Annotated in this window: 22 protein-coding genes; 6 read left to right on the top strand and 16 right to left on the bottom strand. The window is 70.5% G+C overall.

What is annotated here, in order from left to right:
- Window positions 1–22: 22 nt before the first annotated feature.
- The 3 genes from MT347_RS03395 to smc all read right to left on the bottom strand — a co-directional run bounded on the left by MT347_RS03395 (window position 23) and on the right by smc (window position 5072).
- Window positions 23–523, bottom strand: coding sequence for a DUF2004 domain-containing protein (locus tag MT347_RS03395; protein ID WP_243498083.1), 501 nt, complete (start codon window positions 521–523; stop codon window positions 23–25).
- Window positions 524–658: 135 nt separating this feature from the next.
- Window positions 659–1531: a signal recognition particle-docking protein FtsY gene (gene ftsY / locus MT347_RS03400; RefSeq protein WP_243498085.1), complete on the bottom strand. Its 873-nt coding sequence runs from the start codon at window positions 1529–1531 to the stop codon at window positions 659–661.
- Window positions 1532–1535: 4 nt separating this feature from the next.
- Window positions 1536–5072, bottom strand: coding sequence for a chromosome segregation protein SMC (gene smc, locus MT347_RS03405; protein WP_243498087.1), 3537 nt, complete (start codon window positions 5070–5072; stop codon window positions 1536–1538).
- 430 nt (window positions 5073–5502) lie between these two features.
- Here smc and MT347_RS03410 point away from each other — a divergent pair, with 430 nt between their 5' ends.
- A complete protein-coding gene (locus MT347_RS03410) occupies window positions 5503–5784 on the top strand; it encodes a hypothetical protein (protein ID WP_243498089.1) in 282 nt (93 codons plus the stop codon).
- 63 nt (window positions 5785–5847) lie between these two features.
- Window positions 5848–6924, top strand: a complete 1077-nt coding sequence (locus tag MT347_RS03415) for a GNAT family N-acetyltransferase (RefSeq protein WP_243498091.1) — start codon at window positions 5848–5850, stop codon at window positions 6922–6924.
- A 59-nt stretch (window positions 6925–6983) separates the two neighbouring features.
- Here the strand turns inward: MT347_RS03415 and mutM are convergent, their stop codons facing one another.
- The 6 genes from mutM to MT347_RS03445 form a co-directional block, all read right to left on the bottom strand.
- Window positions 6984–7874, bottom strand: coding sequence for a bifunctional DNA-formamidopyrimidine glycosylase/DNA-(apurinic or apyrimidinic site) lyase (mutM, locus tag MT347_RS03420; protein ID WP_243498093.1), 891 nt, complete (start codon window positions 7872–7874; stop codon window positions 6984–6986).
- Window positions 7867–8559, bottom strand: a complete 693-nt coding sequence (gene rnc, locus MT347_RS03425; RefSeq protein WP_243498095.1) for a ribonuclease III — start codon at window positions 8557–8559, stop codon at window positions 7867–7869. Before rnc ends, mutM begins: the two co-directional genes overlap by 8 nt.
- Before the next feature lie 10 nt (window positions 8560–8569).
- A complete protein-coding gene (gene rpmF, locus MT347_RS03430; RefSeq protein ID WP_208503539.1) occupies window positions 8570–8779 on the bottom strand; it encodes a 50S ribosomal protein L32 in 210 nt (69 codons plus the stop codon).
- 2 nt (window positions 8780–8781) lie between these two features.
- The gene (locus MT347_RS03435) at window positions 8782–9276 is read right to left on the bottom strand and encodes a DUF177 domain-containing protein (RefSeq protein WP_243499018.1); all 495 of its coding nucleotides are present in this window, start codon (window positions 9274–9276) and stop codon (window positions 8782–8784) included.
- A gap of 228 nt (window positions 9277–9504) precedes the next feature.
- Window positions 9505–10002, bottom strand: a complete 498-nt coding sequence (gene coaD, locus MT347_RS03440; RefSeq protein WP_243498097.1) for a pantetheine-phosphate adenylyltransferase — start codon at window positions 10000–10002, stop codon at window positions 9505–9507.
- Between the two features lie 41 nt (window positions 10003–10043).
- On the bottom strand, window positions 10044–12230 hold the full coding sequence (locus MT347_RS03445; protein WP_243498099.1) for an ATP-dependent DNA helicase RecG: 2187 nt from the start codon (window positions 12228–12230) through the stop codon (window positions 10044–10046).
- A gap of 99 nt (window positions 12231–12329) precedes the next feature.
- Here MT347_RS03445 and rsmD point away from each other — a divergent pair, with 99 nt between their 5' ends.
- Window positions 12330–12893 carry a 16S rRNA (guanine(966)-N(2))-methyltransferase RsmD gene (gene rsmD, locus MT347_RS03450; protein ID WP_243498101.1) on the top strand — a complete coding sequence of 188 codons (564 nt, stop codon included), beginning with the start codon at window positions 12330–12332 and terminating at the stop codon, window positions 12891–12893.
- 93 nt (window positions 12894–12986) lie between these two features.
- On the opposite strand, the gene thiL is transcribed toward rsmD, so the two are convergent.
- Window positions 12987–13991 (bottom strand): thiamine-phosphate kinase, encoded by a 1005-nt coding sequence (gene thiL / locus MT347_RS03455; RefSeq protein ID WP_243498103.1) that lies wholly within the window; start codon window positions 13989–13991, stop codon window positions 12987–12989.
- Window positions 13992–14016: 25 nt separating this feature from the next.
- Between thiL and MT347_RS03460 the strand changes: the two genes are divergently transcribed.
- Window positions 14017–14520 (top strand): DUF3515 family protein, encoded by a 504-nt coding sequence (locus tag MT347_RS03460; protein ID WP_243498105.1) that lies wholly within the window; start codon window positions 14017–14019, stop codon window positions 14518–14520.
- A 19-nt stretch (window positions 14521–14539) separates the two neighbouring features.
- Here MT347_RS03460 and MT347_RS03465 read toward each other — a convergent pair whose 3' ends face one another.
- The 6 genes from MT347_RS03465 to leuC form a co-directional block, all read right to left on the bottom strand.
- Window positions 14540–15625 (bottom strand): D-alanine--D-alanine ligase family protein, encoded by a 1086-nt coding sequence (locus tag MT347_RS03465; RefSeq protein WP_243498107.1) that lies wholly within the window; start codon window positions 15623–15625, stop codon window positions 14540–14542.
- Complete coding sequence (locus MT347_RS03470; protein WP_243498109.1) at window positions 15525–16667, bottom strand: NAD(P)H-dependent glycerol-3-phosphate dehydrogenase; 1143 nt, start codon at window positions 16665–16667, stop codon at window positions 15525–15527. The genes MT347_RS03465 and MT347_RS03470 overlap by 101 nt, the downstream gene beginning before the upstream one ends.
- Window positions 16657–17406 carry a lysophospholipid acyltransferase family protein gene (locus tag MT347_RS03475; RefSeq protein ID WP_374206489.1) on the bottom strand — a complete coding sequence of 250 codons (750 nt, stop codon included), beginning with the start codon at window positions 17404–17406 and terminating at the stop codon, window positions 16657–16659. The genes MT347_RS03470 and MT347_RS03475 overlap by 11 nt, the downstream gene beginning before the upstream one ends.
- Complete coding sequence (gene murA, locus MT347_RS03480; RefSeq protein ID WP_243498113.1) at window positions 17403–18776, bottom strand: UDP-N-acetylglucosamine 1-carboxyvinyltransferase; 1374 nt, start codon at window positions 18774–18776, stop codon at window positions 17403–17405. The genes MT347_RS03475 and murA overlap by 4 nt, the downstream gene beginning before the upstream one ends.
- 65 nt (window positions 18777–18841) lie before the next feature.
- Window positions 18842–19438, bottom strand: coding sequence for a 3-isopropylmalate dehydratase small subunit (gene leuD, locus MT347_RS03485; protein ID WP_243498115.1), 597 nt, complete (start codon window positions 19436–19438; stop codon window positions 18842–18844).
- A gap of 1 nt (window position 19439) precedes the next feature.
- Window positions 19440–20936 (bottom strand): 3-isopropylmalate dehydratase large subunit, encoded by a 1497-nt coding sequence (leuC, locus tag MT347_RS03490; protein ID WP_243498117.1) that lies wholly within the window; start codon window positions 20934–20936, stop codon window positions 19440–19442.
- Window positions 20937–21163: 227 nt separating this feature from the next.
- On the opposite strand from leuC, the gene MT347_RS03495 reads away from it, so the two are divergent.
- Together MT347_RS03495 and MT347_RS03500 are read left to right on the top strand one after the other, a co-directional pair.
- On the top strand, window positions 21164–22474 hold the full coding sequence (locus MT347_RS03495; RefSeq protein WP_243498120.1) for an O-acetylhomoserine aminocarboxypropyltransferase/cysteine synthase family protein: 1311 nt from the start codon (window positions 21164–21166) through the stop codon (window positions 22472–22474).
- Window positions 22471–23784, top strand: a complete 1314-nt coding sequence (locus MT347_RS03500; protein WP_243498122.1) for an LLM class flavin-dependent oxidoreductase — start codon at window positions 22471–22473, stop codon at window positions 23782–23784. The genes MT347_RS03495 and MT347_RS03500 overlap by 4 nt, the downstream gene beginning before the upstream one ends.
- Window positions 23785–23808 lie beyond the last annotated feature (24 nt).

Raw genomic sequence — 23808 nt, forward strand, 5'->3', positions numbered from 1 at the left:
GGGTGGAGCGGCCGGCGTGCGCTCAGTCGGCGCTGGTGACCGACTGCACGCGTCCGTCGGAGGCCAGGTTCACCAGCAGCACGTCGTCGGTCGCGTCGGGGTCGAGCGCGTACTCGAGAACCGCGAACGGGTCGGCACCGCCGTGCTCGTCGGCGAGGATCGTCATGCTCATGAACTGCAGAGCCTTGATGACGTCGATATGGGTGTCGCCGGTGACGTCGGACAGCAGGTCGTCGAGCTCTTCGCCGAGGGTCGCCTGCTGCTGCAGGATGTACTCGGTCACCTCACTGGTGCGGGAGTCGAGTTCGTCGACCATGGCGTTGCGAGCCGCGAGATCGATCGACTCGAGGGACGAGACCAGGGATGCCGCGACGTCGAGGGCCTCGGGCGACACGTCGTCCTGATCGGGGGCCGTCAGGTCGACCGTGACGCTCTGGTCGCCGAACTCCACGTTCTCACTCCAGAAGATGGACCCGTCGGGCCCGGATTCGAGGAGTCCGAAGAAGTCGTGCTCGATGGCCATGACTCCATGTAAGCAGGCCGGTCGGGCTTCGGGAAGACGACCCGCCCGAGGTCGCGGGTGCGCTATGGCGACGGCCGAGCATCGCCGCGCACCACCGCGGCATCCGACCGCGGCCGAGGCGTCGGCGCCGCCGCGTCAGTCGACGAGGGAGGCCGCGAAAACGTGCGGGGTGAAGCCCGTGAGATCGCCGATATTCTCACCCTGCCCGAGGAGTTTGACCGGGATGCCGGTGAGCTCCTGCACCGCGAGCACGAAGCCGCCCTTGGCCGACCCGTCGAGCTTGGTGAGCACCAGACCCGTCACTCCCGCACTGTCGAGGAACGCCTGCGCCTGCATGAGACCGTTCTGGCCGGTCGTGGCATCGAGCACGAGGAGCACCTCGCTGATCGGAGCCTGCTTCTCGACCACGCGCTTGATCTTGCCGAGCTCGTCCATGAGCCCGCCCTTGGTGTGCAGGCGACCGGCCGTGTCGATGAGCACGATCTCGGTGCCCGTCTCCTTCGCGTGGGCGACGGTCTGGAAGGCGACGGATGCCGGGTCCTGGCCCTCGTGCTGGGGGCGCACGATGGTCGCTCCCCCGCGCTCGGCCCAGGTGGCCAGCTGGTCGACGGCCGCGGCGCGGAAGGTGTCGGCCGCGCCGACGACGACGGTGCGACCATAGCGTTGCAGGAACTTGGCGAACTTGCCGATCGTCGTGGTCTTGCCCACGCCGTTGACGCCGACCACCAACACGACAGCGGGGCGCTCGGTGAGACGAAGCGTCGTGTCGAACTTCGCGAAGTGCTCTTCGAGCGTCTCGCGCAGCATCCGCTGCAGATCGCGCGGATCGGTGGTGCGATAGCGCTCCACTTTCTCACGCAGCTCGTCGATCAGGCGCTCCGTGACGTCGGGACCGAAGTCGGCCGTGAGCAACGCCGTCTCGAGGTCGTCCCACGTCGTCTCGTCGATCGTGGGCTTGACGAACAACCCGCGCAGCGCGCGGCCCAGCGACCAGGAGTTCTCAGCCATTGCCTCAGCTTACGGGGGCGGTCTCGTCGCGCGCGGCTGTCGACGCTCCGCCCGCTGCGCGCTCTCCGACCCGCTGGCCGACGACGGCGGACACACCGTCCTGACGCATGGATACGCCGTAGAGCGCGTCGGCGATCTCCATCGTGCGCTTCTGGTGGGTGATGACGATGAGTTGGCTGCTGGCCCGCAGCTTCTCGAACACGCCGAGCAGGCGTCCGAGATTGGCGTCGTCCAGCGCCGCCTCGACCTCGTCGAGGATGTAGAACGGGCTCGGGCGGGCGGTGAAGATCGACGTCAGGAACGCCACGGCCGCGAGAGACCGCTCACCGCCGGACAGGAGCGAAAGGCGCTCGATCTTCTTGCCGACGGGGCGCACGGCGACCTCGATACCCGTGGTCAACGGCGACTCGGGATCGGTCAGCGAGATACTGCCGGACCCGCCGGGGAAGAGGATCGGAAAGATCTCGGTGAAGGCGGCTCGGGTGTCCTCGAACGCGGCGACGAAGATGGTCTGCATTCGTTCGTCGAGGTCGGCGATGATCGTCTGCAGGTCGGCGCGGGTCTGCTGCAGGTCGGCCAGCTGCTCGGTGAGGAATGCATGGCGCTGTTCGAGTGCGGCGAACTCCTCGAGCGCGAGCGGATTGACGCGGCCCAGCCGCGACAGCTTGCGCTCGGCATCCTGGAGCCGGCGCTTCTGGGCGTCACGGTCGAACGGCTCGCCGTCGCCGTCATCGGCGCCGGGAACGAGCTGATCGGGACCGTACTCGGCGAGCAGGATGGACTCCTCCAGCGCGAGTTCGGAGTGCGCACGCTCCAGCAGGCTCGAGACGTGCAGCCTCTTCTCGTGCATCTGCAGTTCGAGTCCGTGCACGCTTTCGGTGACGCGCGCCAGCCGCTCACGCACACGCGCGTCGTCGGCGCGGGCGCGCGCAAGCTCCTCGGTGATCGCCGTGCGCGCCGACTCCGCTGCCGCGAGCTCCACGCGCGCCTGGCTGACCGACCGGTCGACCGAGTCGAGAAGAGCGGGCAACTGTCCGGCGACGTCGGCCGCGACCTCGCGTTGCGCCCTGCGGATGACGGCGCGACGGGCGGCCTCGGCTGCGGCCGCGCGTTCGCGCTCGCGCTGCTGCTCGAGCTGCACGATGCGGGCGTCTCCCGCACGCACGCGCTCTTTCAACGTCTCGATGTCGAGACGTGCCCGCATCTCCGCCTCGCGCGCCGCATCCACTTCGGCGGCCAAGCCTGCGCGCGCCGAGGCATCCAGCAGGGGACGCGGAGCCTCGAGGGCACGGGACAGTGCGTCGTCGGCACGACGCGCGGAGCCCTCCGCCTCGGCGACGGCCGTCTCGGTCTGGGCGAGCCCGGCGGCGAGGCGATCGCACTCGGCCATCGCTGCCTCGTGTCGCACCGTCACGCGGTTGACCTTCTCCGCGTGGGCGGCCGACGCGGCGTCGTGGGCCCGCAGCGTCGACAGTGCCTCTTTCGTTCGGTGACGGGCGTCGGCGAGCGCGCGCTGTTCGTCCGCGAGGGCCTCTCGCAGCGAGTCCGCGATGACGACGATCTCATCGAGCCGCTCCGCCGCGGCGTCCCTCTCAGCGGCGAGCTCCAACCGTGACCGGCCCGATCCTGATCCGGACCGCAGCGTCCGCGAGGTGGCGACCTCTCCCGCGCGCGTCACCACGGTCACCTCGGGGGGAAGCAGGGGTTGGATCTCACGAACGGCGGCGAGATCCTCCGCGACGACCGTCCGCGACAGGATGCCGCACACCCCCGGCGAGGCGACGACCACCTCGACCGCGGGCACGGTCCCCGCCACGCGGAATGGGGCCTCGGCCGGGGCGCCGTCGGCGATGACGATCTCGACGACACCGAGATCACCGTCGCTCGCGGCCCGCGCGGATGCGAATGCGGCCGCGGTGTCGTCGACGAGAAGTCCTTCCGCGAGCGACCCGAGCGCTGCGGCGATCGCCGCTTCGTACCCCGCGGTGACCTTCACGTCGTCGCCCACGAGGCCGCGCACACCGCTTCCCCCGGCCGCCAGCAGGTCGGCGGCGGCGTTTCGCACATCGAGGGCGCGTCCGAGTGCGGTGGTCTGCGCCGAGAGGGCGTCGCGCTCCCGCTCGGCGGCGTGCAGGCGCTCCCGCAGTCCCGCGACGGCCGCCTCGAGGTGGTTCGCGTCGCGCTGGGCACGCTCGTAGGCTGCGGCGTGCTCGGCTGAGGAGGCGTCGGGAGCGTCCCGCGGATCGAGCTCCGCACGCGCCCGTTCGGCCTCCGCCCGGCGCACGAGAGCCGCGTCGAGGGCCCGCTGCTGCCGCTCCACGCCCGCGCGGACCGCGACCAGCGCGGAGTCCGCGGCATTCGCCGTTCCGCGCAGCGTCTGGATCCTCATGTCGTGTTCGGACACGAGCGCGCTCTGCGCGGCGATGTCGACGTCGAGGGCGTCGAGGTCGGCGCGTGCGCGGACGACCGCGCGGGCGGCATCGGCCGCGACGTCCTGCGCGTCACCGAGCCCCGTGGCGATGTCGTCGATCTCGGCCCGGACGTCGTCGATCATCGACGGGGTGACGGTGGGGGCGAAGCCCGCCGTGTCGCCCCCCTCGTCGGCCAACAGTGTCAGGCGCTGACCCGCGAGGGAGTACAGGCCGCGCAGGCGCTCCTGGACCTGCTCGAGGGCGAACGCGACGCCGCGGGCGCGGTCGACGGCCTCCGAACGCTGATCGTTCTCCAGTCGCTCGACGCGTCGGCGAAGGCCGTCCGACTGCTCCTGCAGACCGAGTCGCTCCGTGTGCCGCTCGCTCTCGGTACGTGCGGCATCCGCGAGCTGCGTGCGCAGTGCCACCAGGTCGTCGGCGTACAGCCGCGCCTTCGCATCACGGACGACCGCGGCGATGGTCGCCGCCTCTCGCGCGATCTCGGCCTGCTTGCCGAGGGGCTTCAGCTGCCGCCGCAGCTCTCCGGCGAGATCGCTGAGGCGGGTGAGATTGGTCTCCATCGCCTCGAGCTTGCGGACGGTCTTCTCTTTGCGGCGGCGGTGCTTCAAGATTCCTGCGGCCTCTTCGATGAAGCCGCGGCGGTCTTCGGCGGTCGCCTGCAGCACCGTGTCGAGGCGCCCCTGACCGATGATGACGTGCATCTCGCGTCCGAGTCCGGAGTCGCTCAGCAGTTCCTGCACGTCGAGCAGTCGACAGGTCTGGCCGTTGATGGCGTACTCGCTGGCACCCGTGCGGAACAGCGTCCGACTGATGGTGACTTCGCTGTACTCGATCGGCAGCGCGCCGTCGCCGTTGTCGATCGTCAGCTGGACCTCCGCGCGGCCGAGGGGCCCGCGGGTGGAGGTGCCCGCGAAGATGACGTCCTCCATCTTGCCGCCGCGCAGTGTCTTGGCACCCTGCTCCCCCATCACCCACGCGAGAGCGTCGACGACGTTGGACTTGCCCGAGCCGTTCGGTCCCACGATGCAGGTCACGCCGGGTTCGAGAGCGAAGGTCGTCGACTGGGCGAAGGACTTGAAGCCCTTGAGCGTCACGCTCTTCAGGTGCATGTCACCCGCCTTCCCGCCCGGTCGAATTCTCGCCTCACGCTAGTCCAGGATCCGCGGAAAACCGCGGCGGCGAGCCGCGTCCGCCTTCACGACGCGCCCGGATGTCGGCCGATTCTGGGAAATCGCTTGACCTCCGGCGACGACCTCCGCTAGCGTCGGGGGTCGCAACCGACGTCGAAAGGAGGTCACACCATGATTCGCACCACGACCGGCTTCACCGCCACCGGCTTCACCGCCGTCCCCGTGCTGTCCGCACCCGTCACCGGAGTGACCACCGCCGTCGGCACGCCCTCCCATCAGGGCTGACCCGTCGCGTTGAGACGCCTCGCGTCTCCGCCTCCCGCGAGCCGGCATCCGCCGCTCGCCCGGATCCTCGCGATCCCGCCACGCGCTCGCCGCGTGTGTCACCATCCCTCTACGGAGACCCCGCATGAACGCCCTGTTCGCGCGCGCGCCGCAGCACTCCTCGGCCGCGCTCTCTTCCACCCCGTCCACGATCACGATCGACACCGCCATCGACCGCCCGCTGGGTCTTCTCGACCGGATGTCACTGCGCCTCGGTCTGTGGCTTCTCACCCGCCACGCCGACCGCGCACAGGCGCTCGATCACCGGGCCGCCGTCGCTCATCGCGCACGCCGCGCCCGGGCCGAGCGTCTGGAACGCGAACGCGCCTGGCAGCGCACCGCCGCCCTCACACGGCTGCCCTTCTGATCGGCGGGGTCGACCTCCCGCGTCGACCCCACCCACCCCTCCTCCTCGACACGAAAGCTCATCATGACCACGCTTCCGGCCGGCCTCGAGCTGCGCCCCCTGAACATCCCGGCATCCATCGATGCCCCCGACGCGGCGGACTTCCGCGAGATGGTTCGCCTCCGCAACCTCGTCTACGCCGAGATCTCGGGCCACGACGACGGCTCCATGCCCGCGGATGAACTGCTCCCCCTCTATCAACCGCAGCCCGAGACGAAGCGCTTCGCGTGGATCGCCGTGCTCGACGGCGAGATCGTCGGTCGCGCGGGTCTCGACCTCCCCCAGGAGGCCGGTGCCCGGACCGGCAACTGGCTCGTCGAGCTGCGCCGCTCCGCCTGGGGCCGCGGTATCGGCCCTGCCGCGTTCGCCGAGATCGAGCGCGTCGCGCGAGAAGAGGGCCGAACGATTCTGCAGTCGTGGGCCGAGCACCCCGCGGGCGACGGACCCCGTTTGGAGGCGCCGACGGGGTTCGGCTCCATCCCGCGCGATCACGCCGCGCGCTTCTTCCTGGCATCCGGGTGCTCCCTCGAGCAGATCGTGCGCGTGAGCGCGCTCGAGCTCGCCGGGACCCGACCGCGGCTTCAGGCCCTCCTGGCCGAGGCGGAGGCCGCCGCCGCGGGATATCGCGTGGTGCAATGGACGCTGCCGACACCCGACGAGTTCGTCGACGCGTTCGCCGGGATGAAGGCGCGCATGGTCACCGACGCTCCCTCCGCCGACCTCGAGTTCGACGACGAGGTGTGGGATGCCGACCGCGTCCGCCGTTACGAGACGGGGTACGCCGGCCGGCACATGCTCGTGACGGCCGCGCAGCACGTCGACACCGGCGAACTCGCGGCGTTCAACGAACTCGTCATCGGCAAGGACCGTACGGCGGCGACCAGCCAGGAGGACACCCTCGTCGTCGCCGCGCACCGCGGACACCGCCTCGGCATGCTCGTGAAGTGCGCCGGACTGCTCGCGTGGCACGACGTCGCCCCGGATTCCCCCCGCGTGATCACCTACAACGCCGAAGAGAACCGTCCCATGCTCTCCATCAACGAGCGGATCGGTTTCGCACCGACGTCGTACGAGGGCGTGTGGAAGAAGGTGCTGGCCTGATCACGTGCGTCGCCGGCATCCGCCCGCTCGTCGGGGCGGACGCCGGCGGCCTGCGCCGGTCAGCGCATTCGCTGGCAGCGCGGGCAGAAGTGGCTGGAGCGGTTCATGAACGACACGCGCACGATCGGCCGCCCGCACCGAGGGCACGGTTGACCCGTTCGCCCGTAGGCATTGAGGGAGTGCGCGAAGTACCCGGCCTGGCCGTTGACGTTGACGTACTGGGCGTCGAAGCTCGTTCCCCCCTCGGCCAGGGCCTTCTCGAGAACGGACCGCACCTCGCCGAGGAGGCGGTTCACGCTCCTGGTCGGCAGATCGGATGCCGCGGTCTCGGGGTGGATGCGCGCCGCCCACAGCGACTCGTCGGCGTAGATGTTGCCGATGCCGCTCGCCGCGGTCTGATCGAGGAGAACGCGCTTGATACCCGACGAGGTGCGGGCGAGTCGTGCCCGGAACCGAGCCGCATCGAACGCGGGATCGAGCGGGTCCCGGCCGATGTGCGCGACCTGCGTGGGCACACGCGCCAGATCGGAGCCGCGCCCGCCCGCGGCGCCGTCGGGGGTGTCAACGAGGTGATCGATGGCGAGCGAGCCGAAGGTGCGCTGGTCGGCGAAGACGATCGACAGCGGGCCGTGCTCGGGATGCTCCAGCTCGATCCGGATGCGCTCGTGTCGCTCCTCGGGCGCACCCGGGACCCGCAGGAGCATCTGTCCGCTCATTCCCAGATGGGTGACGATGGCTTCGTCGCCGGCCACCGGCATCCACAGGAACTTGCCCCGCCGGACGGCGGCGACGATGCGCCGCCCCGTGAGCTCCGCCTCGAAGTGCGCCGCTCCCCCGGTGTGCCGCGTCAGGGCGCGTTCGTCCCGCACGTCGACGGACGCGATGAGCGCGCCGCGGACGGCGGGCTCGAGGCCCGCGCGCACGACCTCGACCTCGGGGAGCTCAGGCACGGGCGTCGAGCTCGCGCCACGCGGTGAGGGCGGCGGCCATCTCCGCCTGCTTCTTGCTGGATCCGGCACCCGAGGCGCGGAGGTCGCCGACCGTGACGGTGGCGGAGAAGCGCCGATCGTGATCGGGCCCGGTCGCGTCGACCCCGTACACGGGGGCGGAGAGCCCCAGCCGGGCGGCGATCTCCTGCAGACTCGTTTTCGGATCCATCGCGGCGCCGTAGCGGGCGGGATCGTCCAGGAGCGGTTCGACCAGCCGCAGCACCATGGCCGTGGCCGCATCGGGGCCGGCTGAGAGGTATGCCGCCCCGATGATCGCTTCCATGGTGTCGGCGAGGATCGAATCCTTGTTCCGGCCCCCGGTGAGGATCTCACCCCGGCCGAGGCGCACGTGCGCGCCCAGACCGATCGCCCGCGCCACCTCGGCGAGGGCGACGGTCGACACCACGCTGGCGCGCCGCTTGGCGAGGCCGCCCTCTTCGAGCTCGGGATGCCGCGTGAACAGGCGCACGGTGACGGCTTGCCCGAGTACCGAGTCTCCGAGGAATTCGAGCCGCTCGTTGTGGGGAATGCCACCGTTCTCGTAGGCGTACGACCGGTGCGTCAGCGCAAGAGAAAGAAGCTCGGGGTCGATGTCGACCCCGAGCTTCTCGGTGAGCGCACCGCGCTCGACGTTGTTAGGCGTCACGAATAGCCGATCAGACGTCGGCGACCTTGCGGCCCTTGTACTCGAGGAAGAGCTCGGTACCCTGCGAGTCGGTGACGACCTTCGCCTGGTGGGGGCGGCTGTAGACGACCTTGCCGTTCTCGATGGTCTTGACCAGCGGGGTGGCTTCGGCCTTCCACTGCGCGCGACGCGAGCGGGTGTTGGAGCGGGAGACCTTCCGCTTCGGGGGGTTACCTGCCATGGCTAGCTCTTCTCTGTCTTGGGGGCGGCGCGGAGCGCATCGCCGTCGTCTGGGGTGTACTGCTGGAGCGCAGCCCATCGAGAATCGACGGGCGTCTGCTCCGTGTCGCCGGTGCTTTCTGTCAGCCTCTCGCCCGTGTTCGGGTCGAGCCCGGGGCAGTCCGGCTGACACACCGGCTGGAACGGAAGCGACAGGACAATGGCGTCCCGGACCAGAATTTCAAGATCCACGTGGTCGTCTTGAACGTCGAAGTCACTCGCTTCATGTCCAGGGTACGCGAAAAGTTCTTGGAACTCGACTTCGACAGGCTCCTCGATGTCGATCAGGCAGCGTCCGCACACACCGGTGGCGATGGTGTCGACGGTGCCGGAGACGAGGATCCCCTCGTGCACCGACTCCAGACGCACCTCCAACTCGAGGGGCTCGGCCTCCGGAACGGAGACGAGTCCCTCGCCCCACTTCTCGGGCGCGGGGATCTCGAGACTGTGCTCGCGCATCTCACCGGGCTTGCGCTCGATGTCGCGCACGGGGAGCTGGAAGGGGCCGGGTCGACGAGTTCTCACGGTCGTCCATGCTACCCGGGCGCCCCTGGACGAGGGCCGGGCGGCGGGCACGTGTGCGCGGCGGGCACGTGGTGCGGTGCCGGGCGCACGTGGGAGCGCGCCCGCCCGCACGAGAACCAGGCGGCGGCATCCGATCGCCTGCACCCGAGGTGCCGCGCGGGGTCAGAAGCCGCGCGCGCCGGTGTCGAGGAAGCGCGCGACGGCGGGCGGCACGTAGGGCGACACGTCGCCGCCCAGGCCCGCGACCTGGCGCACCAGTGAGCTCGACACGAGGGCGTGCGAGGGGTCGGGCAGCAGGAACACCGTCTCGACGTGCGCGAGGTCGCGATTGACGATCGCCATCGGCGTCTCATAGGCCACGTCGACCTGTGAACGGATGCCCTTGACGAGAACCTTCGCGCCCACGTCCGTGGCGTAGTCCACCAGCAGCCCCATGCTCCACGCGGCGACGATCACATCGCCCTCGACGTCGGCCTCGGCGATGGATCGCTCGAGCAGACGCAGCCTTTCGGCGATGGGCAGCATGGCCTCTTTGCCCGGGTTGTGCACGACGAGCACGTGCAGCTGGTCGAAGAGCCCGGCCGCCCGACGGATGACGTCGAGATGACCGAGCGTGGGCGGGTCGAACGAGCCGGGGACGACGGCGATCCGGGGGTCCATGCCGCCAGCCTAGCGACGCGATCCGGCCGCGAGCCCGTCGTTCAGGACTTCGCCAGCGCGGCGCGCTCCTCCACGCCCACGCGGCGCTCGAGGGCGGCGGCGAGTCCGGGATGCCGAACCAGCGCCGGGTCGTCGGCGAGCAGACGCTCCCCCTCGGCGCGCGCCTCGGTGATGAGGTCGGCATCGGTCACCACCCGGAGCAGACGCAGCGACGAGCGCGCGCCCGACTGCGCCCCGCCGAGCACATCACCCTCACCGCGCAGCTCCAGATCGACCTCGGCGAGGGCGAATCCGTCGAGGGTGGCGGCCACGGCCTCGACGCGCGACCGCGACGACGTGCCCGGAGCCGCCTCGGTCACGAGGAGGCAGAGACCCGGCACTCCCCCGCGACCGACACGCCCGCGGAGCTGGTGCAGCTGGGAGACACCGAACCGGTCGGCCTCGAGGATGACCATCGTCGAGGCGTTGGGCACGTCGACGCCGACCTCGATCACGGTCGTCGCCACGAGGACGTCGATGTCGCCGCGCGCGAAGGCCTGCATGACGGCGTCCTTCTCGTCCGACGGCATCTTGCCGTGCAGGATCCGCACACGGATGCCGGAGAACGACGGCAGCCGGGTCAGCAGCGCCTCGACCTGCACGACGCCCCAACGGGTGCGATCGTCCTCCCCCGTCGCGGGCGTCGCGGCGGCGGGGGCATCGGCGGGCTCGTCGGTCTTGTCGCCGGCCGCGAGCTGTTCGGCGTCGATCGCGGCGCAGACGACGAACGCCTGGCGTCCCTGCGCCACCTCCTCGGCCACACGGTCCCACACCCGGGCGAACCAGCCCGGCTTCTCGGCCAGCGGGGCGACGAAGGTCTGGATGCCGGCGCGACCGGCCGGCATGGTGCGGATCGTCGAGACGTCGAGGTCGCCGAACACCGTCATCGCGACCGTGCGAGGGATGGGGGTGGCCGTCAGCACGAGCGTGTGCGGGGACTCGCCCTTGGAACGCAGCGCCTCGCGTTGGTCAACACCGAAGCGGTGCTGTTCGTCGACCACCACGAAGCCGAGATCGGCGAAGGTCGTGGTGGCGCTCAGGAGCGCGTGCGTCCCGACCACGATCCGCGCGTGGCCCGACGCCACGCGGAGGGCCGCACGACGCCGCTCGGCCGCCGACATCTGCCCGGTGAGGAGTGTCGGCATGAGTTCGGGGGCGAGGTCGGGTCCGAGCATCCGCGCGATCGACCGCAGGTGCTGACCGGCCAGCACTTCGGTGGGGGCGATGAGGGCCGACTGCCCTCCCGACTCGGCCACCTGCAGCATCGCGCGCAGGGCGACCAGCGTCTTGCCCGAGCCCACCTCTCCCTGCACGAGACGGTTCATGGGCCAGTCGCCGACGAGATCGGCCGCCAGCTGCGCTCCGACGCTCTGCTGGTCGGGGGTGAGCTCGAACGGCAGGATCGCGTCGAACCGCTCGAGCAGACCGCCCGGCGCGGCGGCGCGCTTCGTCGCGGACAGGGCGCGCACGAACTGCCGCTGCTGCAACAGCGCCGTCTGCAACACGAACGCCTCGTGCATGCGCAGGGTCGCCACGGCAGGGGGGATGTCGTCGTCGCCCTCGGGTCGATGGATGTGCTCGAGCGCCGCACGGGCGGGGAGGAGGCCTCGACGACGTCGCAGGTCTTCGGGCAGCGGGTCGTCGACCTCTCCGAGCGCGTCGAGCACGACCGCGATTGTCTTCTGCACGAGGGTGCTCGGTACCGAACTGGTCGCGGGGTAGATCGGGATCGGGCGTTTCGCCGTGACCTCCGCCTCGGCGCGGGCTTCGGCGATGTCATCGAACAGCTCGTAGTCGGGATTGGTGAGCTGCGTCTGCCTCCGGTACTCGCCGACCTTGCCCGAGAAGATGCCCCGCCGCCCCGGGGTGAGGTCTTTCAGCCGCCACGGCTGGTTGAAGAACGTCAGCGACATGCGCCCGTCACCGTCGCTGATGACGACCTCGAGGAGCGATCCTCGTCGATTCTGCATGCGACGCTCGGTGGCGGTGACGACCTCGGCCACGATCGTGACGGGTTCGCCCAGCGGCAACGACGCGATCGGGGTGAGTTCGCCGCGGCGGGCATAGCGGCGCGGGTAGTGCTCGAGGAGCTCGCCCACCGTCTTCATGCCGAACGCGCGATCGAACGCCGACGCGGTCTTGCCGCCCACGGCACCGTCGAGCCGGGAGGCGAGCGAGAGTCCGGGCATGCCCCGAGTCTAGGCAGGGGGCCCGACATCGACCTCGCCGCGCGTCCGGGACGGCGACGCGCCAGACCGCCCATCACCTCGGAACCGTAGGCTGGGACGGTGACGCGCATCATCTCCGGCCGCGCCGGCGGCACCGTCCTCGACGTCCCGCCGAAGGGCACGCGCCCCACCAGCGACCGTGTGCGCGAGTCCCTCTTCGGCGCGCTCGAATCAGCGGGAGTCCTCGACGACGCCCGGGTCGCCGACCTGTTCGCCGGCTCCGGTGCGCTGGGATTGGAGAGCCTGAGCCGCGGTGCCGCCTCCGCCGATCTGGTCGAGCTGTCGGCTCCCGCCACGACAATGATCCGCAGGAACGCCGACCGTGTGCGCGCAGCGGGTGTCGCCGCTCCCGCGCGAGTGCACCGGGCGAACGTGGCCACGTACCTCGCGGCATCCACCGGGGAGTGGGATCTCGTGTTCCTCGACCCGCCCTACGACTTCGCGGACCACGACCTCACGAAGGCGCTCGTCGCCCTGGCGCCGCGCCTGAGCCCGGATGCCACGGTGATCGTCGAGCGCGCGAAGCGTTCCGCGGCGCCCGATTGGGCGTCGGCGGGACTCGAAGCCGAGCGCGATCGCGCGTACGGCGACACCACGATGTGGTGGGGTCGCCCGCCGGCGTGACCCCTCGGCGCGGACCCCGAGAGGCGGGGACCACCGGCCTGGGCCCGCGGCCCTGAGCGGCTGACCGCGCCGCTCAGACCTCTGGGGAAGGAGTCAGCCCCGCCCGGCGTCCCAGTCCCGGTACGGGTCCCACCCGGACCGCCCCGTCCAGGGCGTGCCGTCGACCTCGATCGACGTCGCTCCACGCCGCTGTACGCTGCCGATGCGGCGGCCGAGGGGCTCGGCATCCGGGGCGAAGGTCACGAGGAAGCCGTGATCCTCCCCTCCGCCGAGCGCCCGCGCCGGGTCGTCGCCCAGGGCGGTCGAATCGATCGCGATCGTCACGCCCGAGGCGTCCGCCATCCGGGTCGCGTCGAGCGCGAGACCGTCCGAGACGTCCATCATGGCCGTGGCCCCCGATACCGCGGCGCGCAGCGCCTGGGCGAGGGGTGGGCGCGGGGTGAGCTGGCGCGACAGCGCCTTCGCCTCGGCAGGGTCGAGTGCGGCGCGAGCCTTGGATGTCACGGCGACGGGGACCCCCTCGGCATCCGTGAACCGCTCGAAGAGGATGTCGAGCCCGCGGGCCGCCTCCCCCAGCTCCCCGATGATGTAGACCTGGTCGCCGACCCGGGCCCCCGACCGCCGGACGGGGTCGCGACCGTCGAGGCTGCCGAGGGCCGTCACGGCGATCGTCAGTGTGTCGGAGACGGTCAGGTCGCCGCCCTCGACCGCGCAGCCGGGGGCCAGCTCGTCGCAGGCGGCGGCCAGTCCGTCGGCGAATCCGCGGACGAACGCCAGCGGCGTCGCATCGGGCATGGCCAGGGCCACGAGAAGCGCGACCGGGCGGGCTCCCATGGCCGCGACGTCGGCGAGGTTGACCGCCGCCGCCTTGAATCCCAGGTCGAACGGCGACGACCACGCCAACCGGAAGTCAGGGCCGTGGACGAGGGTGTCGGTCGTGGCGACAACCCGCCCGTCGGGAACCGACAGCACCGCCGCGTCGTCGCCCGGCCCGACCGGCGCGTGGGAGGGCGGGAGGCGGTCGAGGATGCCGCGAAGGATCTGTCCCTCGGACAGCTCCCCCACGGTGGTCTCACGGCTGGGCTCGGCGTCGGTCACCCTCCCACGCTATTAGCCTGGAGGAGTGCCCCGCTCCTCCCGCGCCCTCGCGCTCCTCGCCGTCGTCGCTCTGGTTCCGGGGCTCGCGGGGTGCGCGACGACCGTGGCGATGGAACCGGCGAAGCTGGCCAACGACCCCGCCTGCGCCGCGGTGATCTCGCGTCTTCCGCAGAGCATCTCGGGCCAGGAACGCCGCTGGACCGATGCGCAGGCGACGGGCGCCTGGGGCAACCCCGCCTCCATCCTCCTGACCTGCGGTCTCGAGCCCCCCGCGCCGTCGACCCTGCCGTGCCGCTCGTTCGACGGCGTGGACTGGCTCGTCGACGAGTCGCAGGCCGCCGACAACCGCTTCACTCTGACGACGTTCGGGCGCAGCCCCGCCCTGCAGGTCTACCTCGACCGTGACGCTGCCGGCAGTGGGGACGTCGCCCAGGCTCTCGGCCTCCTCATCCGCGAGTACCTCGAGCCGACCGGGTCGACCTGCACCGCGGCATCCGACACGACGCCCACGCCGACACCGGCGCCGTAGCCATCGGCGCCGACGCGCCTCAGGCCTTCGCGAGCGCCGCGTCGAGCAGGTCGCTGATCAGATCGGGGTAGCTCACTCCCGACGCGATCCAGCACGTGGGGAACATCGAGATCGGCGTGAAGCCGGGCATGGTGTTGACCTCGTTCACGAAGAACTCGGTGCCGGTGTAGAAGAAGTCCACGCGCGCCAGGCCCTGGCCGCCGATCGCCTCGAACGCCTGCGCGGCGATCCGCTGCATCTCGGCCAGCTCGCCGTCCGCGAGCTCGGCGGGGCAGACGAGGTCGACTCCCGGGGCGTCGAGGTATTTCGCCTCGAAGTCGTAGAACTCCCGCCCCGTTACGACGATCTCGCCGGCCACGCTCACGCGCACCGGTCCCCCGTCGCGACCAGGCAGTACGCCGCACTCGAGCTCGCGACCGACGATGGCCTGCTCGACCAGCACGAGGCCGTCCTCGGCGAAGGCGGTGTCCAGCGCGGCATCCAGGTCGTCCCAGCGCGAGACCTTCGTGACGCCGACGCTCGAGCCCGCCTCGTTCGGCTTCACGAACACGGGCAGGTCGAGCGCGCGCATACGGCGCTCCCACAGCCCCCGGTCGCGCTCGAGATCGGCACGCGTGACGGCGACCCACGGGACGACCGGCACGTTCGCCGACCGCAGCACGCGCTTGGTGACGTTCTTGTTCATACCGACCGCCGACATCAGCACACCGGCTCCGGCGTACGGGATGCCGAGCAGCTCGAGCAGCCCCTGCACGGTGCCGTCCTCGCCGAAGCGCCCGTGCAGGATCGGCAGCACGACGTCGACCTCGCCCAGGGAGCGTGTGCCCTCGGCATCCGTCACGGTCCACTCGCGCGACAGCGTCGAATCGGGCAGCCGCACGCGCGTGCCGTTGTCGACGACCTCGGGCAGGGCCTCCGGGCGCAGGGCGAACTTGTCGGGATCGTCGACCTCAAGCACGAACGCGCCGTCGCGGGTGATGCCGACCGGGATCACCCGGAAGCGGTCACGGTCGATCGCCCGCAGGACCCCGCCCGCCGTGGCGGAACTGATCGAATGCTCGCTGGAGCGCCCTCCGAAGAGCACCACCACCACCGGTCTGGTCATTCTGCGTCCTCTCGCCCTGCGGCTGGTCGTCGTCGGTCGTCAGGTGCGGCGCGATGTCGCGCGGGTCCATGGTGCCGTCCAGCACCATCTTCACCTGCTGCACGATGGGCATGTCGACGCCGACCTGCTTCGCGAGCTGGAGCACGGGGGCCACGGATGCCAAGCCCTCGGCGGTCTGCTGCATCTGGGCCACGACCTCTTTGTAGCCGTATCCCTGGCCGAGCAGGCGCCCGGCGGTGTTGTTGCGACTGAGCGGAGACTGGCACGTCGCGATGAGGTCGCCGAGACCTGCGAGCCCCTGCAGCGTCTCGGGCTTCGCCCCCTGGGCCACGGCGAAGTCGGTCATCTCGACGAGCCCGCGCGTGATGATCGAGGCCTTGGTGTTCTCGCCGTAGCCGACGCCGTCGACGATCCCGATCGCGACGGCGATGAGGTTCTTCAGCACGCCGCCGAATTCGGTGCCGATCACGTCGGTGTTGACGAACGAGCGGAAGTACCGGTTGCGTGCGCGCCGGGCGACGGCCTCGGCCGTCTCGGGGCTCAGCGAGCTGATGACCGCGGCCGTGGGCTGTTCGCGCGCGATCTCGAGGGCGAGGTTCGGACCGGATGCCACCGCGATCCGCGCCGGGTCGCACTCGAGCACCTGCTCGATGACCTGGCTCATGCGGAGTCCCGTCGACTTCTCGACGCCCTTCATGAGCGAGACGATCGGCACGTCGGTGTGCGCCACGAGTGGCTTGATCGCGGCGAGGTTCTCGCGCAACGACTGGCTCGGCACGGACAGGTAGATCTGCTCGGCGCCACGCAGTGCTTCGGCGAGGTCGGTGGTGGCCGTCATCGTCCGCGGCAGGTTGATGCCCGAGAGGTATCGGCTGTTGCGTTTGGACTCGGTGATCTCGGCGGCCAGCTCGGGGCGGCGCGCCCACATGACGACGGAAGCCCCACCGTCGGCGAGGATCTTGCCGAACGTCGTCCCCCAGCTTCCGGCTCCGACGACGGCGACCTTCGGCCCTGCGGCGGGCAGGGCGTTCTTACGACTCAAGGCGCCCCGTCTCGTTCTGTCCGTGCTTCGACGGATCCCAGCGTTCGGACGGCGCGGGAAGACCCCGGATACCGGACAGCATGTCCGCGATGCGGTTCATCGTCGTGTCGGTCGCCGCCATCAAGGTCGAAGGCTGAGTCGGTGTTGCGGCGTGGGCCGAGAGGTCGATCGCGGGCCCGAACTCCACGACGACGCGCGAGCGCCGCGGGAACCTCAGCTTGCCGTATCGCGGCAGGATCTGCTGAACACCCCACTGCGCCATCGGGATGAGCGGGAGGTCGCCGGCCAGGGCGAGGCGGACGGCACCGGTCTTGCCGCGCATGGGCCACAGGTCGGGATCGCGCGTGAGCGTACCCTCGGCGTAGACGATCACTCCGCGACGGTCTCGGGCGATCTGCTCGGCGGCCTTCATGGACTGGTTGGCGCCGGACGACGCGCGCGGCACGGGCACCATGCCGGTGGCCTTCAACGCCGCCCCCAGCACGGGCACGCGGAACAGGCTCTCTTTCGCCATGAAGCGCGGGGCGCGACCGAGCCGCCACACGGCGACCGCCACGACCAGCGGGTCGAACTCCGAGTTGTGATTCGGCGCGAGCACGTACGCCCCCTCGCGAGGGAGGTGCTCGGCGCCGCGGATCTCGATCCGGGCGAACAGCCCCACCGCCGGCACGACGATCGCCGCGAGCGGCCAGAAGACGCTCGGGCGACTCTTCTCGGGGGTCGCGCTCACCGACGTCACCCGACGACGTCGAAGTCGGCGTCGAGGGCGGTGAGCTTCTCGAGGAACTTCTCGTAGCCACGGCGGATGATGCCGATGTTGCGCACCGTCGACTCGCCCTGGGCGGCGAGTGCCGCGATCACATAGCTGTACCCGCCGCGGAGGTCGGGGACCTCGACGTCGGCCGCGTGCAGGGGCGTGGGGCCGTTGATGACCGCGGCCTGCTCGAGGTCGCGACGCGGAACGCGGCGATCCGGGCTGCTCAAGCCCTTCGGGTGCACGACGATGTCGGCACCCATCTTGTTCAGCGCCTCGGTGAAGCCGAGGCGGTTCTCGTACACGGTCTCGTGCACGACGGAGGTGCCGTCGGCCTGGGTGAGGGCCACGATGAGCGGCTGCTGCCAATCGGTCATGAAGCCGGGGTGCACGTCGGTCTCGACCATGACGGGCTTCAGCTCGTGCCCGCGACGGAACAGGATGCCGTCCTCACGGACGTCGAACCAGCCACCGGCCTTGCGGAAGACGTTGAGGAACGTGAGCATGTCCTGCTGGCGGGCGCCCTTGGCGAAGATCTCGCCGTCGGTGGCGAGGGCGGCGCAGGCCCACGACGCGGCCTCGTTGCGGTCGAAGATCGCCCGGTGGTCGTAGCCGTCGAGACGCTCCACGCCCTCGATGAAGATGACGCGGTTCGGCTCGTAGGAGATGATGGCGCCCATCTTCTGCAGCACCGCGATGAGATCCATGATCTCGGGCTCGATGGCGGCGTTGCGGAGCTCGGTGACGCCCTTCGCGCGGACGGCCGTCAGCAGCACCTGCTCGGTCGCGCCGACGCTCGGGTAGGGCAACGTGATGTTCGCCCCGTGCAGACCGTTCGGGGCCGTGATGCGGATGCCCTCGTAGCTCTTGTCGACCACGGCACCGAAGGCGCGGAGCGCGTCCATGTGGAAGTTGATCGGGCGGTCGCCGATGCGGCATCCACCGAGATCGGGGATGAGAGCCTCACCGAGCAGGTGCAGCAGCGGGCCGCAGAACAGGATGGGGATGCGCGAGGCACCCGCGTGCGCGTCGATCTCCTCGAAGTGCGCGGCCACCGCGCCGGAGGGGTCGAGGTGAAGGGTGCCCTCCTCGTCGCCCTCGGTGACGGTGACGCCGTGAACCTCGAGCAGCGAACGCACGACCTTGACGTCACTGATCATCGGCACGTCGCGCAGTGTGCTGGTGGTGTCTCCCAGGAGAGCCGCCACCATCGCCTTCGTGACGAGGTTCTTCGCCCCCTTGACCTCGACGGTGCCGCGCAGAGGACGACCGCCGCGGATCAGCAGGGTCTCGGCCGCCTCCCAGTCCGGCTGCCCGGGGGTGCGATCTCCGGAATCGGTGACGAGTGTGCTCATAGGGGGGTGGACCTCACTTCGTGGACGAGGGGCGGCGAGTCGACCCCGATCGGGTCGATCGGGACTCAGCGGACCGGGAGGGTCCGCGGCCGCCATGCCTCGCGGCGCGCCTCGAACTGCGTGATCTTGTCTTCGTCACGCAGCGTGAGCCCGATGTCGTCGAGCCCTTCGAGAAGCCGCCACCTAGTGTAATCGTCGATGTCGAACGAGACCTGGAGATCGCCGACCGTGGCGGTCTTGGCACCCAGGTCGACGGTCATCTCGATCCCCGGCTGCGCCTCGATCACGGCCCAGATGCGCTCGAGGTCGTCTTCGGTGATGACGCCCGTCACGAGCCCCTGCTTGCCGGAATTGCCGCGGAAGATGTCGGCGAACTTGGGGCTCAGCACAACCTGGAAACCGTAGTCGCGAAGCGCCCACACCGCGTGCTCGCGGCTGGAGCCGGTGCCGAAGTCGGGACCGGCGACGAGCACGGATGCCGAGCGGTAGGCGTCCTGATTCAGGATGAACTCCGGGTCCTGGCGCCAGTTGGCGAACAGGGCGTCATCGAAACCGGTCTTGGTGACCCGTTTGAGGAACACCGCGGGGATGATCTGGTCGGTGTCGACCGCGGATCGCTTCAGCGGAGCGGCGATACCGGTGTGCGTGATGAACTTCTCCATGTCAGGCCTCCGCCCCGGTCGAGACCGTCTGGTCGGTGCGAGCGGCACCGGTGATCAGTGTGCCGTCGTTCGAGACCGGGTCGAGGTCGGCGGGGCTCGACAGGGTGCCGCGGACAGCCGTGGCCGCCGCGACCAGGGGCGAGACGAGGTGCGTCCGACCGCCCTTACCCTGGCGTCCCTCGAAGTTGCGGTTCGAGGTCGAGGCGCAGCGCTCCCCCGGAGCGAGCTGGTCGGGGTTCATGCCCAGGCACATCGAGCACCCGGCGAACCGCCACTCGGCGCCGAAGTCGACGAAGACCTTGTCGAGACCCTCCGCTTCGGCCTCGAGGCGCACGCGCGCCGAACCCGGAACGACCATCACACGGACGTTCTCGGCCTTGGTGCGGCCGTCGATGACGGAGGCGAAGGCCCGCAGGTCTTCGATGCGGCTGTTGGTGCACGAGCCCATGAACACGGCATCCACCGGGATGTCCTTCATCGGAGTACCGGCTGCGAGGTCCATGTACTCCAGCGCTCGCTCGGCGGCGGCGCGCTCGTTCGGGTCGGAGATGTCGGACGGGGTCGGCACGACGTCCGACAGCGAGACGCCCTGGCCGGGGTTGGTGCCCCAGGTGACGAAGGGCTCGAGGTCGGCGGCATCCAGGAACACCTCGGCGTCGTAGACGGCGCCCTCGTCGCTGGGGAGCGTGCGCCAGTAGGCGACGGCGTCGTCCCAGTCCTGACCCTGCGGGGCGTGGGGCTTGTCCTTCACGTAGGCGAAGGTCGTCTCGTCGGGGGCGATCATGCCGGCGCGGGCACCGGCCTCGATCGACATGTTGCACATCGTCATGCGCCCCTCCATCGAGAGGGAGCGGATCGCGCTGCCGCGGAACTCGAGCACGTAGCCCTGACCGCCGTTCGCGCCGATCTTCGCGATGATCGCGAGAATGATGTCTTTCGCGGTGACGCCCGGCTTGAGGTCGCCCTCGACGGTGATCGCCATCGTCTTGAAGGGCTTCAGCGGCAGGGTCTGCGTGGCGAGCACGTGCTCCACCTCGCTCGTGCCGATGCCGAACGCCATCGCCCCGAACGCACCGTGCGTGGACGTATGCGAGTCCCCGCAGACGACGGTGATACCCGGCATGGTGAGGCCCAGCTGCGGGCCCACCACGTGCACGATCCCCTGCTCCTTGTCGCCCAGCGAGTGGATGCGCACGTCGAATTCGGCGGCGTTGCGGCGCAGGGTCTCGATCTGGGTGCGACTGGTGAGGTCGGCGATCGGCTTGTCGATGTCGAGCGTGGGGGTGTTGTGGTCTTCGGTCGCGATCGTCAGATCGAGCCGGCGCACGGGGCGCCCTTCGGCGCGCAGACCGTCGAAGGCCTGGGGGCTCGTGACCTCGTGCACGAGGTGCAGGTCGATGTAGATGAGGTCGGGCTGACCGTTCTCACCCTTGACGACGAGGTGGTCGTCCCAGACCTTCTCGGCCAGGGTGCGAGGGTTGTCGGGAATGGTGCTCATGTTTGCGTTTCTCCTCGGGAGGGGTGTGAGGCCCGCGACGAACTCCGCGACGAGAAAGGCCTAGAACAAGGTCTCGTCGCGGCCGCTAAGGAGGAGGCCGACGATCCGCACCTCGTCACGATACCACCGGGTCGGTCGGCGCCTCCCCCGTAACACGAGGCCGCATTCTTGGGCGATCGAGACGCCCGCGTGCGAGCCTGGGCCGACCCGAAGAAAGGAGCATGCCCATGACCGCAGACGCCGTCACCGGATTCTCGACGCGACAGGTGCACGCCGGCTCCGCCACCGCGCCCGCCACCCCGCGGGCGACGCCGATCTACCTGACCGCCGGATTCACGTTCGGCGACCTCGACGAATCCGCGGCGCACTTCGGCACGGGCTCGGGGTTCGGCTACACCCGCACCGGCAACCCCACGGTGCAGGCCGTGGAAGAGCGCCTCGCTTCGCTTGAGGGCGGCGATCAGGCCGTCCTCGTCTCCAGCGGGCAGGCCGCGGTGACCGTCGCCCTGCTGGCCCTCGCCGGCGCGGGCGACCACGTCGTGGTGTCGGAGCACATCTACGAGGGCACGCGCGGACTGCTCCTCGACAACCTCGCGCGGCTCGGCATCGAGACGACCTTCATCGACACGTCCGACCTCGACGCGTGGCGGGATGCCATCACTCCCCGCACGCGGGCGTTCTTCGCCGAGACATTGTCCAACGCGCGCAACGACGTGCTCGACGTGGCGGCCGTCTCGGCGATCGGCCGCGAGCACGGCATCCCTCTCGTGGTCGACAGCACCTTCACCACTCCGTACCTCCTGCGTCCGATCGAGCACGGCGCGGCCGTCGTCGTGCACTCCGCGAGCAAATTCCTCGCGGGCCAGGGTGCGGTGCTCGGCGGCGTCATCGTCGACGACGGCCGGTTCGACGCGGCGGCATCCGGACACCGCTTCCCCCACCTCGTGCAGACCGACCGCCTGGGAGGCGCGAGCTACGCCGAGAAGCACGGCGCGCGCGCCCGTGGTGCCTACATCCGCGAGAGCGTCGCCCCGCGCTTCGGTCCCGCCCCCTCGCCGCTGAACGCCTTCCTCATCGGCCAGGGCATCGAGACCCTGAGCCTGCGGGTGGAGCGCCAGTCGCAGAATGCGCTGACCATCGCCCGGTGGTTGCAGGAGCGCCCCGAGGTCGAGCGCGTCGACTACGTCGGACTGGAGTCCCACCCGCACCACGACCTCGGGCGGCGCTACCTCACGCGCGGCACCGGCTCGGTGTTCACCGTGACGCTGCGCGGCGGGCTCGAGGCCGCCCGACATGTCGTGCAGTCGGTGAAGCTGATCACGCACATGACGCACCTCGGGGACGTGCGTTCGCTCGTGCTGCACCCGCAGAGCACGTCGCACGCGGCCCGCACCGTCGAGGAGCGCGAGCACGCGGGCGTCTTCCCCGGCACGATCCGGCTGTCGATCGGCATCGAGGACATCGGCGACATCCTCGCGGACCTCGATCAGGCGCTCGTCGGGGTGCCCGCCCTCGAACGCGAAACCGTCGTGCTGTGAGCCACCTGCAGCACTTCGGGTGGTTCCTCGCCCGCGGCTTCGGCCCGCACGGCTGGGGGCAGCCCTCGCTGCGGTGGAACCATCGCTGGACCGAACCCGGCCTCTACCAGGACTCGGCCCGGACGCTCGAGCAGGCCGGCTTCGACCTGCTCATCATCGAGGACGCCCCGTCACTCGGCAGCGCCGAGACCATCGACCTGCGCGTGCGCCACGCGTTCGGCGGTCCCAAGCACGATCCGCTGCTGCTCGCGCCCTACCTCTTCGCCGCGACGCGGAACCTGGGCATCGTGCCGACGGTGAACCCCGCCGCGTACCTGCCCTACACGGCGGCCCGGCAGTTCGCGACCCTGCAGCACCTGAGCGGTCACCGCCTGGGGCTCAACGTCGTCACCGACACGGGCAGCGCGCGTCACTTCTCCACCGCGCCGCAGCTCGGGCACGACGCGGCGTACGACCGCGCCGAGGAGTGGCTGAGCGGCATCCGGGACCTTTGGCGCAGCTGGGGCGAGGGTGCGCTCGTCGTCGACGAGGAGTCGGGCGTGTACGCCGACGGGACGAAACTGGATGCCACGCGCCACCGCGGCGAGTACTTCGGCTTCGATGGGCCGCTGAACGCCGTGCCGTTCACCGACGGGGACCCGGCGATCGTCTCCCCCGGCGGGTCGGGCCGCGGGCTGGCGTTCGCCGGGCACAACTCCGACGTGCAGCTGGCGCTGGCCCCGCTCGACGAGCAGAGCATCCGCGGCTATCGGGGGCGCATCCACGCCGCCGCGGAGGCCGCGGGACGACGTCCCGGTGACATCAAGATCCTCTTCGCCATCCAGCCCGTGCTCGTGTCGTCGCCGGAGGAAGCCGACCGGCTGGTCGCGGCATCCTCGGATCCCTCCGAAGACGCCCTCATCACGATCGCCCGCAAGCAGTCGAGCGACCTCGAGACCGACCTGACCGGCCTCGACCTCGACAAGCCGCTCGACGGATCGATCTTCGGGGAGCATGTCTCGGAGGGCAGCATCAAACGGCTCGTCGGGAAGCATGATGCCGACGCACCGCTGCGCACGGTGCTCGCCGCGCACGCGCGTCTCGGGCGCCTGAACGACGGCACCGGTTTCGTCGGCACCGCCGACGAGTTCGCGGACCGCATCGAAGAGCTCGGCACGTGGGGTAACGACGGTGTCCTGCTGTGGGGCGACCTGCACCCGGTCACCGTTCACCGCGTGCTCGACGACCTGGTGCCGATCCTGCGCCGGCGCGGGATCCTCCGCGAGGAGTACGTCGACGGCGGCCTGCAGGCGAATCTGCGCGCGTTCTAGATCTCGGCTGCCGGGATCCCGGCG

Origin of the sequence: Microbacterium sp. VKM Ac-2923 (assembly GCF_022815605.1) — a bacterium.
In the GTDB taxonomy this organism is placed as follows: domain Bacteria; phylum Actinomycetota; class Actinomycetes; order Actinomycetales; family Microbacteriaceae; genus Microbacterium.

Bases quoted from the DNA above. Each gene is read 5' to 3' on its own strand.
- MT347_RS03395 (WP_243498083.1), bottom strand. From the start codon at position 523: ATGGCCATCGAGCACGACTTCTTCGGACTCCTCGAATCCGGGCCCGAC.
- ftsY (WP_243498085.1), bottom strand. From the start codon at position 1,531: ATGGCTGAGAACTCCTGGTCGCTGGGCCGCGCGCTGCGCGGGTTGTTC.
- smc (WP_243498087.1), bottom strand. From the start codon at position 5,072: ATGCACCTGAAGAGCGTGACGCTCAAGGGCTTCAAGTCCTTCGCCCAG.
- MT347_RS03410 (WP_243498089.1), top strand. From the start codon at position 5,503: ATGAACGCCCTGTTCGCGCGCGCGCCGCAGCACTCCTCGGCCGCGCTC.
- MT347_RS03415 (WP_243498091.1), top strand. From the start codon at position 5,848: ATGACCACGCTTCCGGCCGGCCTCGAGCTGCGCCCCCTGAACATCCCG.
- rpmF (WP_208503539.1), bottom strand. From the start codon at position 8,779: ATGGCAGGTAACCCCCCGAAGCGGAAGGTCTCCCGCTCCAACACCCGC.
- MT347_RS03435 (WP_243499018.1), bottom strand. From the start codon at position 9,276: ATGCGCGAGCACAGTCTCGAGATCCCCGCGCCCGAGAAGTGGGGCGAG.
- coaD (WP_243498097.1), bottom strand. From the start codon at position 10,002: ATGGACCCCCGGATCGCCGTCGTCCCCGGCTCGTTCGACCCGCCCACG.
- MT347_RS03445 (WP_243498099.1), bottom strand. From the start codon at position 12,230: ATGCCCGGACTCTCGCTCGCCTCCCGGCTCGACGGTGCCGTGGGCGGC.
- MT347_RS03465 (WP_243498107.1), bottom strand. From the start codon at position 15,625: ATGACCAGACCGGTGGTGGTGGTGCTCTTCGGAGGGCGCTCCAGCGAG.
- murA (WP_243498113.1), bottom strand. From the start codon at position 18,776: ATGAGCACACTCGTCACCGATTCCGGAGATCGCACCCCCGGGCAGCCG.
- leuD (WP_243498115.1), bottom strand. From the start codon at position 19,438: ATGGAGAAGTTCATCACGCACACCGGTATCGCCGCTCCGCTGAAGCGA.
- leuC (WP_243498117.1), bottom strand. From the start codon at position 20,936: ATGAGCACCATTCCCGACAACCCTCGCACCCTGGCCGAGAAGGTCTGG.
- MT347_RS03495 (WP_243498120.1), top strand. From the start codon at position 21,164: ATGACCGCAGACGCCGTCACCGGATTCTCGACGCGACAGGTGCACGCC.